At 57.8% G+C, this 13850-nt stretch carries 11 protein-coding genes and 1 rRNA gene; all 12 read right to left on the bottom strand.

Annotated features, from left to right (window positions below; genetic code table 11):
- Positions 1-223: 223 nt before the first annotated feature.
- Positions 224-1734 (bottom strand): 16S ribosomal RNA (locus GXM22_RS02855).
- Positions 1735-2276: 542 nt separating this feature from the next.
- Complete coding sequence (locus tag GXM22_RS02850) at positions 2277-3179, bottom strand: CPBP family intramembrane glutamic endopeptidase (protein ID WP_005929257.1); 903 nt, start codon at positions 3177-3179, stop codon at positions 2277-2279.
- The gene (locus tag GXM22_RS02845) at positions 3176-3487 is read right to left on the bottom strand and encodes a heavy metal-binding domain-containing protein (protein WP_005929259.1); all 312 of its coding nucleotides are present in this window, start codon (positions 3485-3487) and stop codon (positions 3176-3178) included. The genes GXM22_RS02850 and GXM22_RS02845 overlap by 4 nt, the downstream gene beginning before the upstream one ends.
- Complete coding sequence (locus GXM22_RS02840) at positions 3468-4121, bottom strand: MerR family transcriptional regulator (protein ID WP_005929260.1); 654 nt, start codon at positions 4119-4121, stop codon at positions 3468-3470. Before GXM22_RS02840 ends, GXM22_RS02845 begins: the two co-directional genes overlap by 20 nt.
- Before the next feature lie 191 nt (positions 4122-4312).
- On the bottom strand, positions 4313-5500 hold the full coding sequence (locus GXM22_RS02835) for a DEAD/DEAH box helicase (RefSeq protein WP_005929262.1): 1188 nt from the start codon (positions 5498-5500) through the stop codon (positions 4313-4315).
- Between the two features lie 129 nt (positions 5501-5629).
- A complete protein-coding gene (locus GXM22_RS02830; protein WP_005929264.1) occupies positions 5630-5941 on the bottom strand; it encodes an HU family DNA-binding protein in 312 nt (103 codons plus the stop codon).
- Between the two features lie 140 nt (positions 5942-6081).
- Positions 6082-9333: a carbamoyl-phosphate synthase large subunit gene (carB, locus tag GXM22_RS02825; protein ID WP_005929265.1), complete on the bottom strand. Its 3252-nt coding sequence runs from the start codon at positions 9331-9333 to the stop codon at positions 6082-6084.
- A 1-nt stretch (position 9334) separates the two neighbouring features.
- Complete coding sequence (locus tag GXM22_RS02820; protein WP_005929268.1) at positions 9335-10444, bottom strand: carbamoyl phosphate synthase small subunit; 1110 nt, start codon at positions 10442-10444, stop codon at positions 9335-9337.
- Between the two features lie 34 nt (positions 10445-10478).
- Positions 10479-11072, bottom strand: a complete 594-nt coding sequence (gene pyrE, locus GXM22_RS02815) for an orotate phosphoribosyltransferase (RefSeq protein WP_035393285.1) — start codon at positions 11070-11072, stop codon at positions 10479-10481.
- Positions 11073-11208: 136 nt separating this feature from the next.
- The gene (locus GXM22_RS02810) at positions 11209-12135 is read right to left on the bottom strand and encodes a dihydroorotate dehydrogenase (RefSeq protein ID WP_005929272.1); all 927 of its coding nucleotides are present in this window, start codon (positions 12133-12135) and stop codon (positions 11209-11211) included.
- Positions 12135-12908 (bottom strand): dihydroorotate dehydrogenase electron transfer subunit, encoded by a 774-nt coding sequence (locus tag GXM22_RS02805; protein ID WP_005929274.1) that lies wholly within the window; start codon positions 12906-12908, stop codon positions 12135-12137. Before GXM22_RS02805 ends, GXM22_RS02810 begins: the two co-directional genes overlap by 1 nt.
- Positions 12889-13755 carry an orotidine-5'-phosphate decarboxylase gene (gene pyrF / locus GXM22_RS02800; protein WP_005929276.1) on the bottom strand — a complete coding sequence of 289 codons (867 nt, stop codon included), beginning with the start codon at positions 13753-13755 and terminating at the stop codon, positions 12889-12891. Before pyrF ends, GXM22_RS02805 begins: the two co-directional genes overlap by 20 nt.
- Between the last annotated feature and the right edge of the window lie 95 nt (positions 13756-13850).

Raw genomic sequence — 13850 nt, 5'->3', positions numbered from 1 at the left:
TGCCAACGAAGATTATTGTTACCCTTCCTTTTGAAATTGCAATATTTCTTAAAAGAACTTACTATAATCTTTGTTTCGCAGTTATTATTCAGTTTTCAAGGTACGTCTTTGAGTGTCCTTTTCAGGGCCCTCAAAATCGAACAATATCTACTCTGCTTGTATCTGTCACCTGTTCCAGATGGCCGACCATCTTCGATGTTCTTCCATCTGCCTGACTCCTTAGAAAGGAGGTGATCCAGCCGCAGGTTCTCCTACGGCTACCTTGTTACGACTTCACCCCAATCACCAGTTTTACCTTCGGCGGCGTCCTCCTTGCGGTTAGACTACCGACTTCGGGTCCCCCCGGCTCTCATGGTGTGACGGGCGGTGTGTACAAGGCCCGGGAACGTATTCACCGTGGCATGCTGATCCACGATTACTAGCAATTCCGACTTCGTGCAGGCGAGTTGCAGCCTGCAGTCCGAACTGGGACGTTGTTTCTGAGTTTTGCTCCACCTCGCGGTCTTGCTTCTCTTTGTTTAACGCCATTGTAGTACGTGTGTAGCCCAAGTCATAAAGGGCATGATGATTTGACGTCATCCCCACCTTCCTCCGTTTTGTCAACGGCAGTCCTGCCAGAGTCCTCTTGCGTAGTAACTGACAGTAAGGGTTGCGCTCGTTGCGGGACTTAACCCAACATCTCACGACACGAGCTGACGACAACCATGCACCACCTGTCTCTGCGTCCCGAAGGAAAATACTGTTTCCAGCATCGTCGCAGGATGTCAAGACTTGGTAAGGTTCTTCGCGTTGCGTCGAATTAAACCACATACTCCACTGCTTGTGCGGGCCCCCGTCAATTCCTTTGAGTTTCAACCTTGCGGTCGTACTCCCCAGGTGGATTACTTATTGTGTTAACTGCGGCACTGAAGGGGTCAATCCTCCAACACCTAGTAATCATCGTTTACGGTGTGGACTACCAGGGTATCTAATCCTGTTTGCTACCCACACTTTCGAGCCTCAGCGTCAGTTGGTGCCCAGTAGGCCGCCTTCGCCACTGGTGTTCCTCCCGATATCTACGCATTCCACCGCTACACCGGGAATTCCGCCTACCTCTGCACTACTCAAGAAAAACAGTTTTGAAAGCAGTTTATGGGTTGAGCCCATAGATTTCACTTCCAACTTGTCTTCCCGCCTGCGCTCCCTTTACACCCAGTAATTCCGGACAACGCTTGTGACCTACGTTTTACCGCGGCTGCTGGCACGTAGTTAGCCGTCACTTCCTTGTTGAGTACCGTCATTATCTTCCTCAACAACAGGAGTTTACAATCCGAAGACCTTCTTCCTCCACGCGGCGTCGCTGCATCAGGGTTTCCCCCATTGTGCAATATTCCCCACTGCTGCCTCCCGTAGGAGTCTGGGCCGTGTCTCAGTCCCAATGTGGCCGTTCAACCTCTCAGTCCGGCTACCGATCGTTGCCTTGGTGGGCCGTTACCTCACCAACTAGCTAATCGGACGCGAGGCCATCTCAAAGCGGATTGCTCCTTTTCCCTCTGCTCGATGCCGAGCTGTGGGCTTATGCGGTATTAGCAGTCGTTTCCAACTGTTGTCCCCCTCTTTGAGGCAGGTTCCTCACGCGTTACTCACCCGTTCGCCACTCGCTCGAGAAAGCAAGCTCTCTCTCGCTCGTTCGACTTGCATGTGTTAGGCGCGCCGCCAGCGTTCGTCCTGAGCCAGGATCAAACTCTTTATAAATGATATTTATCACTTAAAAGTGTTAAATCTTTTTCGCTCAGCACGCAATCGCTTGCGTCCTGTGTGAATTACTTTGTTTGGAATTGTTTAACGTGTTTTTCCAACACGAAAATAGGTTCCGTTACAAGTTTTTCGATATTGTTCAATTTTCAAGGTCCTGTGCACCTCAGCCTTAGCGGCTGACAGCTTGATTATTTTACCACAGAAGTGATTTTTTGTCAAGTACTTTTTTAGAAGCTTTTCGATCTTTTCGAACTTGTGGTTCGTTTTTCAACGTATCCATATTGGTTCTTTCGCTTTGCTTCTGCCGCTTTCAGAAGTCATTCTTTCCGGCGGCCCTTGGCGCTCAAGTATAATACCACATCCCCAGCCTTCTGTCAACACTTTTTTGCATCTTTTTTGAGTTTTTTCTATATTTCGCAAAAGGAGTGTGCTTCCGGGCAGGGTCTGCGCCATCGCTTGAACGCTGCTTTCCTTATTTATATTATAAGCGCAGAAAATCCCCGGCAGTCGATCTGACCGCCGGGGATTGCGTTTTCCTCTTACTGTTCCTGTTTCATCTGATGCAGGGTCAATCCTACCGCCACAGCAAGCATGGGCAGCACAGAGATCAAACCGATGGGCATGGGACCCAGTACATTATAATATGCATCTGCCGGGGTAATCAGTACCTGCGGCAGCGCCACAATGGCATTGAAAGCACCATGCGCAATGGCAGGCACCCAGATACAGCCTGTTTTCTCGTAGAGGAGATCCAGCAGGGTGTTCAGGGCAAAGCAGACCACACACCACACTACAAGCCCCAGCACCGGTGCGCCCAGATAGTTTGTGCCGTACTCGTAACCCACCAGCAGCATCAGGGGCCAATGCCAAACACCCCACACAACGCCGCCTAACAGACGGGCATTCAGCAGGCCGAACCGCTCCTTCAGGCGGGGCATCATGTAGCCGCGCCAGCCGACTTCCTCGCCCAGTGCGGGAAACATGTTGATGGCAGGGGCAAGGATCACCGCAAACAGCCCGTTTTGCAGCAGAAAGCTGAGGGTAGAGACCCCCAGCTCGCTGCGCAGGGTCTGGGCATCCATCTCACCGCCGTAGGCGGCTACCAGCCAACTGCCGGAAAAGTCCAGCCGGGAGGGGAACACCGCAAAATACAGCACCGCACCCAGCAGGGTGAACACTGCCGGGCCAAACCATGCAGCCAGCCAGAACCGCCGTTTGCCCTGCACCTTCCAGCCGATGCCGACAGGCTGGCGCAGAAACACTTTTTGCACCAGCAGCACAGCCAGCAGCGGGCAAAACATAGTGGCGATCAGTGCCAGCTGATACAGCACGGCATTCTTCTGCTGGAGCAGGGCCATACAGCCGCCCACCTGGCACAGCCACGCCAGACCAAAGGCAATCAGGAAATAAAGGGAAAAGCCCTGCTTTTCTTTTGCACTCATACAAATTTCACCGCCGTTCCGTAAGCAATGACCTCTGCCGCACCCTGCATGACACTGGCGGAGGCGTAACGCATCCCAACCACAGCATCGGCTCCCAGTTCCTCCGCATTCTTTGCCATGCGGCCTGTGGCGATCTGCCGGGCCTCGGTGAGCATCTCAGCGTAGTCTGTGACTTCGCCGCCCACAAGGGTGCGGAACCCGGCCATGATGTCGTGGCCAAGGTTGCGGCTCTGCACGGTGCTGCCCCGCACCACCCCCAGAGCCTCGATCTTTTTACCGGGGACTTCGTTAATAGTTACGATAAGCATCTTCTTCTCCCTTTCCAATCTCTTTGAGACGATCCACCAGCACCTTCAGCGTGCCGATAATGCAGCCCGCCGGGATGCCGAACAGCACCACCAGCAGCGGCAGCGGCGGCACATCCTGCGGATCGACGCAGAACGCCCACGCCATGATGCCGATGGACAGCAGCATGATCGCAGTAAACAATCCGGCTCCCACCAGCGCACCCCGGACACGCTCCGCTTTCCGGTCTGTCTGCTCAATGTTCACAAAACTCACTCCCTGTTCTTCCTTTGCGGTCAGGCGCGCCAGCGTCTGTTCCACATCCAGTTCATTGAGGCTGACAGGTTCCTTTTGAAGCAGAGTGCAGAAGTTCACTGCTTCGTCCAGATCGGTGCGGCGGGTGTTCAAGCGTTCCAGCTGGCGGGTCATTCCCTCAGCCAGCGTGCACTCTCCCTCCAGCATCTGCCGGATCTCGGCCAGCGGCACATCCAGTTTGCGCAGCAGTTTGATGCGCCGCAGACGCTCGACATCCGCTTCCGAGTAACTGCGGTAGCCGTTGCCGGGCTCCCGCCGGGGGCTGATGAGCCCCTCTTCCTCATAAAAGCGGATATTCTTTTTGGTCACGCCCACGGCGGCTTCCACCTCGTTGATCTTCATTGGCTCCGCAGCCTCCTTACAGGCACCATCTTACACCTTCCAGAAAGGGGAAGGTCAATGGTTTTTTGAAAAAAGAACTCCCTTCGTCTCGCATTCGCTCGACACCTCCCTCAGAGAGGGAGGCTTACCGTACGGGCAGGCTCCCTCCTTGAGGGGGCTGTCTGCGGAGCAGACTGGGGGAGTTTCTTCCTTTAGAAATAGCACTTGATCTGGAACCGGTCGGCATTGTCCTGCTTTTTCTCCACCACGATGCGCTCATGGTTGAAATCAAAGTGGACCGGGGTACACAGGTCGGTGTTGCGGGTCAGGCGGAGAAGCTCCTGCACCCGCTTTTTCTCCTCGGGCACATAGAACAGATAGCTCACGCCCTCCTTTTTGGCGCGGCCGGTGCGGCCGATCCGGTGGGTGTAATGTTCGTTGTCGCCGGGGACATCGTAGTTGATGACCGCATCCACATCCGAGACATCGATGCCGCGGGCAGCCACATCGGTGGCCACAAGGATGGCCAGCCTGCCGTCCCGGAAGTTCTGCATGATCTGGTTGCGTTCCTTCTGGGAGAGGTCGCCGTGGAGGCAGTCCACAGAGAAGCCCAGACGGGCCAGCTGGTTGGCCAGGGTGGCGGTATTGAACTTGGTATCGCAGAACACCATGACCCGCTTGTAGCCCTCGCCAATGATGATCTGGGCCAGGTCGGACAGCTTGTTGCGGCCGGAGGTCTCCAGCATGTACTGGGTGATCTTGGGCTGGCTCTCCTCCCTGGGCTGAACGGTGATCTCCTCGGCGTTGTTCTGATACAGCCAGCCGATGTCCATGACCTCGCGGCTGATGGTGGCGGAGAACATGGACAGGCTTTTGCGGGCCTTCATCAGCTCAATGATATGCCGCACGTCCTTATAAAAGCCCATGTTCAGCATCTCATCGGCCTCGTCCAGCACCACCTGGGTCACATGGGCCAGATCGATGCTGTGGTGCTTATAGTGGTCCATCAGGCGGCCCGGGGTGGCCACCACGATCTGGCAGCCCTCTGCCAAACGCCTGGCCTGCTTTTCCATGTTGGCACCGCCGTACACGCAGGCCACCTGCACCTCAGGCATAAAGTAGGTCAGCTCGGTCAGCTCCTCGGCGATCTGCTGGGCAAGCTCCCGGGTGGGGGCCATGATCACAGCCTGCGGGTACTTTTTTTCCGGGTCGATATGTTCCGCCACCGGGATGCCGAAGGCACAGGTCTTGCCGGTGCCGGTGGGGGCCTTGGCGATCACATCCCGGCCTGCCAGCATCACAGGGATGGTCTTTTCCTGAATTTCCGTCATCTCTGCAAACCCCATCCGCTCCACGGCCTTGTGGATGGCTTCACTGCACTGCAACTCACTGTAAAGCATGTTTGATACTCCTTATCCTTCTACCCTTGTTTTGTTCAGTATACCATGAAACGCGGCGCTTGTCAGCACGCAAAAAGAGCCGCGCCCTTTTGGGGCACGGCTCTGCGGTTGGATCTGGGATGTACGCGCTCAGGCGGTCTCTTCCACGCTCTGAGCGGCGGCACGGCCTGCTTCCAGCTTCTGCTTGAAACGGCCGCTGGCCTTGAAGCCGGGGATGGAGGTGGACTCCAGACGGCTGGAGACCTTGGTCTTGGGGTTGGTGTAAGCCTTGGGCTTGCGGGGACGCATCTCAAAACGGCCAAAGCCGGCAATGGTCACCTTCTCGTCTGCACGCAGGCAGTCAGCGATCTGGTCAAACAAAGCGTCCATCGTGGTCTCGACCTGTGCTTCGGTAAAGCCGGTCTTGCGTGCCACGGTTTCGATCATCTGGGAACGAGTCATTGTATCGATATCCTCCTGGAACGTCCAAAAGTAACGTCTTTTGGCAAATTTTGCGTTGTTGAGTATAACAAATGCAGCCCCTCATTACGAGAGATTGCGCACGAAACGCATAATATTGCGCACGAGTTACATTTTGTGCGTTATTTTTTATGATACAGCGTTGCAATATCCACCAGCGGGATATTCTTCAGGTCATGGTCGCTGCGCAGGCAATCGACCAGTGCGTTGGCGGTATCCACAGCAGTGATGCAGGGGATGCTCAGCTCCACGGCCTTGCGGCGCAGCCGGACAGAATCGCGCTTGGGGTCACGGCCCTTGGCACTGGTGGAGAACACATAGTCCACCAGACCGCTCTGGAGCAGGTCCACGATGTTGGGGGACTCGCCGGACATGTTGCGCACCTCGTTGCAGGGGACCATGTGCTTGTTGAGCCATGCACAGGTGCCGGAGGTGCCGTACAGCTTGTAGCCCATGCTCTTGAGCTTCCAGGCGATATCCACAAACTCGGGCTTGTCGCTGTCCTTCACCGTAAAGATACAGCAGGAGGCGGGACCGGGAGTCTTAAAGGTATAGCCCGCGCCGATCAGGCCCTTGAGCAGGGCATCGTGATAGTTGGGGGCAATGCCCAGCACCTCGCCGGTAGACTTCATCTCGGGGCCAAACTGGGTATCCACACCATGCAGCTTCTCAAAGCTGAACACAGGCACCTTAACGGCCACATAGGGGGCATTGGGGTGCAGGCCGGTGCCGTAGCCCATATCTGCCAGCTTCTCGCCCAGGCAGCAGCGCACAGCCAGATCCACCATGGGCACGCCGGTGACCTTGGAGATGTAAGGCACGGTACGGGAGGAACGGGGGTTGACCTCGATGACATAGACCTTGCCGTTGGAAACAGCGTACTGGACATTGACCAGACCGGTGACGTGGAGCTCGCGGGCAAAGCGGCCGGTGTAATCCACCATGGTGTCGATCTCGGCCTGGGTCAGATGCTGTGCCGGGTAGACACAGATCGAGTCGCCGGAGTGGACACCGGTACGCTCCACCTGCTCCATGATGCCGGGGATGAGGAAGTTTTCGCCATCGCAGATGGCATCGACCTCGCACTCGGTACCCATGATATACTTATCCAGCAGGACAGGATGATCCATGTCCACATGCTCGGTGATAACGCCCATGTACTCGATGACATCGGCCTTGGTGTAGGCAACGATCATGTTCTGACCGCCCAGAACGTAGGAGGGACGCATCAGGACAGGCAGGCCGATCTCATCGGCGGCAGCCAGAGCCTCCTCCAGATTGAACACGGTGCGGCCGGGCGCACGGGGGATCTTGCAGCGCTCCAGCAGTTCGTCAAAGCGCTCGCGGTCCTCTGCCTCGTCAATGGCATCCGCCGGGGTGCCCAGAATGGGCAGGCCGATCTCATCCATGTGCTTTGCCAGCTTGATGGCGGTCTGGCCGCCGAACTGGACCACGCAGGCATCGGGCTTTTCGGTGGCGATGATGTTGTCCACACTCTCCGGGTTCAGGGGGTCGAAGTACAGACGGTCGCCGGTGTCAAAGTCGGTGGATACGGTCTCGGGGTTGTTGTTGACGAGGATGGCCTCGCAGCCGTGGTTCTTCAGGGTCCAGACACAGTGGACAGAGCAGTAGTCGAACTCGATGCCCTGACCGATGCGGATGGGGCCGGAACCAAAGACCAGCACCTTTTTCTTCTTGGGCTGGCCGTTTGCGGCAGCCTCTGCCTCTCTGGCAGCAATAAACTCGGCGGCCTCGTTGTCGCCGTCGTAGGTGGAGTAGAAGTACGGAGTGTTGGCCGAGAACTCAGCAGCACAGGTATCGACCATCTTGAAACCGGCGCGGTAGTTCTCCACAGGCAGAGCATCCACCTGTGCCAGACGCTTGATGGTCTTATCCTGGAAGCCATACTTCTTGGCGGTCTGATACTGCTCCAGGCTCAGCACGCCGTTGCACTTTGCCAGACCCTTTTCCAGGTCAGCCAAGTGCTGCATCTTATCCAGGAACCACCAGTCGATCTTGGTGATCTTCCAGATGGTCTCGTGGTCGATGCCGCGCTTGAGGGCCTCGTAGACACAGAACACGCGCTCCGCATCCTGCACATGCAGGTGGGCCACGATCTCGTCATCGGTCAGCTCCTCAAAGGGCTTGTGGGTCAGGGTGTCCATACCCAGCTCGATGGAGGAGACCGCCTTCATCATAGCTGCCTCGAAGCTGTTGCCAATGCTCATCACCTCGCCGGTGGCCATCATCTGGGTGCCCAGAGACTTGTCGGCGTAGACGAACTTATCAAAGGGCCACTTCGGATACTTGACCACGATGTAGTCCAGCGCAGGCTCAAAGCAGGCGCAGGTCTTGCCGGTGACATCATTGGTGATCTCGTCCAGCGTATAGCCGATGGCGATCTTGGTGGCCACCTTGGCAATGGGGTAGCCGGTGGCCTTGGAGGCCAGAGCGGAAGAACGGGACACACGGGGGTTGACCTCGATGACCGCGTAATCATAGCTGTCGGGCTTCAGGGCAAACTGGCAGTTGCAGCCGCCCTCGATGCCCAGCTCGGTGATGATATCCAGCGCGGCGGTGCGCAGCATCTGGTACTCGTGATCGGTCAGGGTCTGGGAGGGAGCCACGACCACGGAATCGCCGGTGTGGATACCGACGGGGTCCAGGTTCTCCATGTTGCAGACGGTGATCACGTTGCCCTTGTGGTCGCGCATGACCTCGTACTCGATCTCTTTCCAACCGGCGATGCACTTTTCCACCAGGATCTGATGAATGGGGGAAAGACGCAGGCCGTTGGTACCGATCTCGATGAGCTTTTCCTTGTTTTCGCAGATGCCGCCGCCGGTACCGCCCATGGTAAATGCAGGGCGGACGATGACGGGGTAGCCGATGCGGTCCGCACAGGCCAGCGCATCCTGCAGGGTCTCCACGACCTCAGAAGGGATGATGGGCTGATGCAGCTTTTCCATCGTCTCCTTGAACAGCTCACGATCCTCGGCGCGGTCGATGGTCTCAGGCTTGCAGGCCAGCAGGCGGATGCCGGTGCGGTCCAGATAGCCGGAACGGGCCAGCTCCATGGAGAGGTTCAGGCCCATCTGGCCGCCCAGGTTGGGCAGAACGGAGTCAGGCTTCTCGATCTCCAGGATGCGCTCCACCACCTCAAGGGTCATGGGCTCGATATAGACATGATCGGCCACATCCGGGTCGGTCATAATGGTAGCGGGGTTGGAGTTGAGCAGAACGGTCTCAATGCCCTCTGCTTTCAGGGCGCGGCACGCCTGGGTGCCGGAGTAGTCGAACTCAGCGGCCTGGCCGATGATGATGGGGCCGGAGCCGATGACCAGCACCTTTTTGATTCTGGGGTCCTTGGGCATTTCAGCGCACCTCCTTTTTTGCTGCTTTGACGTTGTTCAGGAAGCGGTCGAACAGGAACTCCGTATCCTTGGGGCCGCCGTTGGCTTCCGGGTGGAACTGGACCGTGAAGCAGTTCCACTTCTTGTACTTGATGCCCTCGCAGGTGCCGTCGTTGGCGTTCACCTGTGCCACCTCGCCCATCTCGGCGGGCAGCTCCTCGCCCACGACCGCATAGCCGTGGTTCTGGCTGGTGATGAAGGTGCGGCCCGACTCAAAATCAGTGACAGGCTGGTTGGCACCGCGGTGGCCATACTTCAGCTTCATGGTCTTGGCACCGGCGGCCAGAGCGCTGAGCTGGTGGCCCAGGCAGATGCCGAAGGTGGGGATGCCCAGCGCAAAGATCTGCTTCAGGTTCTCAATGACCTCCACCGGCTCGGCAGGGTCGCCGGGGCCGTTGGACAGCATGATGCCGTCCGGATTCAGGGCAGCCACTTCCTCAGCGGTGGCAAAGGCAGGCATCACCGTTACCTTGCAGCCGCGCTTGACCAGGCAGCGCACGATATTGCGCTTGCAGCCGTAGTGCATCAGCACGATGTGGGTCTCGCCCTTCTCGTGAAAGACCTCGGGCTTCTCGCAGGTCACGCTCTTGACAGCATCCGTCACGGCATAGGCGCGGATGGTCTCCAGCAGCTTCTCCGTCTCGGCCTTGTTGGCAGGGTCAGCGGGGTCAAAGGTGGTCAGGATGGCACCGTTCATCACACCGCTCTCCCGGATGATGCGGGTCAGGTGGCGGGTGTCGATGCCCTCGATGCCGATGGTATTGTTTTTCTTCAAAAAGCTGTCCAACGTCTCCTCACAGCGCCAGTTGGAGGGGGTGGTGCAGGCCTCGCGCACAATGTAGCCCTTGGCCCAGATGCGGTCCGACTCCATATCGTCCTTGTTCATGCCGTAGTTGCCGATGAGGGGATAGGTCTGGGTGATGATCTGGCCGTAGTAGCTGGGGTCGGTCAGGGTCTCTTCAAAGCCCACCATACCGGTGGCAAAGACGACTTCGCCCACGGTAACGCCCTCAGCACCCACTGACTGGCCTGCAAAGACCATGCCGTTTGCCAAAAGAAGATAAGCGTTCATAGGTACTCCTTGTTTCAACACGGTTGTTGTCAAGTTACAGGGTCTGCTTGGCTTCCTGCTTCATCTTGCGGCTACCCAGGTGCACCAGAGGCAGCTTGCCCTCCTTGCAGATGGGGCACTCCTCGGGTGCGTAGTTAGGCAGGTCCAGCTTCAGGGCGCTGGCCAGGATGGGAATGGGAGACGGAGCCTCGGGCTTGGTGCGGTCCACCACGCAGGTGATGCCCAGGCAGATGCCGCCGGCCTCTTCGATCACGCGCTTGGTCTCCAGGGAGGAGATGCCGGTGGTGACAACGTCCTCAGCAATGATGCACTTTTCACCCGGATGGATGGCAAAGCGCTTCAGGGTCATCACATTGTCCACGCGCTCGGTGAAGATGGCGCGCTTGCCGGTCTGGCGGGCCAGCTCGTAAGCATAGACGATGCCGCCCATGGCAGGTCCCACGATGACATCCACATCCAGCTTCTTGATCTGATCGGCCACAGCCTTCATTACCTCGGCGCAGCGGTCAGGGTACTGCTGCAGGTAGGCCATCTGGCAGTATGCGCTGGAATGGCGGCCGGAGGAGAGCAGGAAATGGCCCTCCAGGAATGCGTCACAGCTCTTCAGAATTTCAAGTGCTTCACTCATTGTAGTTCTCCCTCTCTTTTTTATGAAAAATATCTTTTGAACGGTATTGTACCACGCTTTTGCAGTAATTGCAAATTTATGCGCAAATTTTCGCTTTATACGCATAAGCCGTGGTTATTCTGGTATATCAGCTTGATTATTCAGCATTTCGGGCGCAGCCGCGGATCTCCTCCAGCGTTTTCACGCCGTGGGCATCCATCCACTGTGCCATCTCGTCGGCAATGGTCTCCATGGCGCGGGGGTTGGCAAAGTTTGCCGCGCCCACCTGTACCGCCGTGGCACCTGCCATGATGAATTCCAGTGCGTCGCGGCCGGTGGCAATGCCGCCCAGACCCACCACCGGAATGTTCACGGCACCCACAGCCTGCCAGACCATGCGCAGGGCAATGGGCCGCACCGCCGGGCCGGACAGACCGGCAAAGATGTTGTTGAACACCGGCTTGCGCTTTTCCAGATCGATGGCGCAGGCCTGGAAGGTGTTGGTCAGGCTGATGGCATCCGCACCGGCGGCCTCCACAGCCTTGCACATCTCAGGGATGTTCTCTGCCTGGGGGCTCAGCTTGACCATCAGGGGCTTTTTGCAGGCCGCGCGGACCATCCGCACCACCTCACCGGCAGCCTCGGCCTTCACGCCGTAGGCCATGCCGCCCACCTTGACGTTGGGGCAGGAGATGTTCAGCTCCACGATGTCCACAGCGCTCTCGCTCAGCAGAGCCGCGCCCTCAACATACTCTTCCTCACTGTGTCCGCCCAAGTTGGCAATGGCCACTGTGCCGTATTTCTGCTTGAGCTCCAGCATCTCGTTCAGTTCCACGTCAATGAAATGCTGAACGCCGGGGTTCTGCAGGCCGATGCTGTTGATGAGGCCGGAGGGGGTCTCCCACAGGCGCTCGCCCTTGTTGCCGTACTGGCCGTGCAGGGTCAGGCCCTTGCCGGAGATGCCGCCGATCTTGGAAAAATCGGCCAGTTCCTCGTACTCCACGCCGTAGCCCACAGTGCCGGAAGCACCGATGACCGGGCTGTTCATCACAAAGCCCAGCAGGTTTGTTTTCAGGTCAGCCATCAGAAGAACACCTCCGTTGCATCAAAGACCGGGCCATTCTTGCACACGCTCTTGCCCTCGCCGCCCTTGGTCTCGCAGGTGCAGCCAAGGCAGGCACCAATGCCGCAGGCCATCTTCTTTTCCAGGCTCACGAAGCAGGGGGTGCCCTTTTCGGCACAGATCCGGGCGGCGTTTTTCATCATCACGGTGGGGCCGCAGATCAGCACTGCATCGTAATCTGCCGGGTCATACAGCTGGGTCACAAAGCCGTGGAAGCCCACCGCGCCGGTATCGGTGGAGACCTTTACCACATTTGCGATGGAGCGGTACTCTTCCATGCAGTAGGGGGTATCCCGGAAGCCGAAGAACACGTCCGGCTTAACACCGGCAGCTGCCAGTTCCCGGGTGACCTGATACATGGGGGCGGTGCCAATGCCGCCGCCCACCACGGCGATCTTATGGTATTGTTCGGCCAGGGCCGGGATATCAAAGCCGTTGCCCATGGGGCCGGTCAGCTGGAAGGTATCGCCGGTCTTCAGCTGGGCAATTTTGTGAGTGCCCTCGCCGATGACCTGATACAGGAACTCAATGGTCTGGGTCTCCGGCTCCCACTTGTGCACGCTGATGGGGCGGGACAGGAAGGGAGCCTCATCGGCACCCCAGGCACGCAGGGTAAAGAACTGCCCGGCGTGGGGGGCATGTTCCCGGTCAGGCCAGAGGGCACGCAGGAGCCGGATGTCCGGCAGGATGCTCTCATGGCTCAGAACGGTAGCTTCACAGCAGGCTGCACGCATGAGCAATGGCCTCCTTCATGTTCACACACTCGTTGTAAGCGGCCTCATCAAAGGCCACGCCGGGCTGCTTCTTGTAGGCCAGCAGGATGCCGCGGCTGGAGTTGACCACGCCGCCGTTGCCCTTGGTCAGGTACTGGGCAATATCCTCCGCCTTTCCGCCCTGTGCGCCGTAGCCAGGGATGAGGAAGAAGCTGTCCTGATACTTGGCGCGGATCTCGGTGGCCTCCTCGATGTGGGTGCCGCCGATGACCAGACCGATGGAGGAGTAGCCGTGCTCGCCCATGTAGTCCTTGCCCAGAGCGTTCAGCTTGTCGCCCACCAGATCGTAGACGTGGCGGCCGTCTGCCAGCTTCTCATACTCAAAGTCCTTGGCACCGCCGTTGGAGGTGCGGCAGAGGACGAACATGCCCTTGCCCTGCTTTTCGGCATAGGGCAGGTAGGGGCTGATGGAATCCAGACCCATGTAGGGGGCCAGGGTGACGAAATCAGCCTCGAAGTCGCCGGTGAAGTGGCCCATGGCGTACATCTCGGCGGTCTTGGCGATATCGCCGCGCTTGATATCGGCGATGACAGGGATACCGGCCTCGCGGACAGCGGCCAGGGTCTCGGCGTAGGCCTTCATGCCCTCCAGACCCAGGGACTCGTAGTATGCGATCTGCACCTTGTAGCAGCCAGCCACAGCCTTGGTGGCATCGATGAGCTTCTTGTTGAAGCGAACGATGTTTTCCCCCTTGGTCAGGGTGGTGTCCACAAAGTCAGCGGGCAGGTAGCTGAAATCAGTGTCCAGGCCCACACACACCGGGCCGCGGGCTGCAACTGCTTCGTAAAGCTTGTCCATGTTTGTCATTGTCGGGTTCCTCCTGTATCTGTCTCTCTTTTATTATCTATATTTCTTTGTTGTGTTGGCTTTTTGTCAGCGTCCTCGCCCTCTCAGGCCGCTTC

This window comes from Faecalibacterium duncaniae (genome assembly GCF_010509575.1).
GTDB classification, from domain to species: Bacteria; Bacillota; Clostridia; order Oscillospirales; family Ruminococcaceae; genus Faecalibacterium; species Faecalibacterium duncaniae.
Note: the sequence above shows the minus strand (reverse complement) of the source record. Positions and strands in the feature narration are given on the sequence as shown.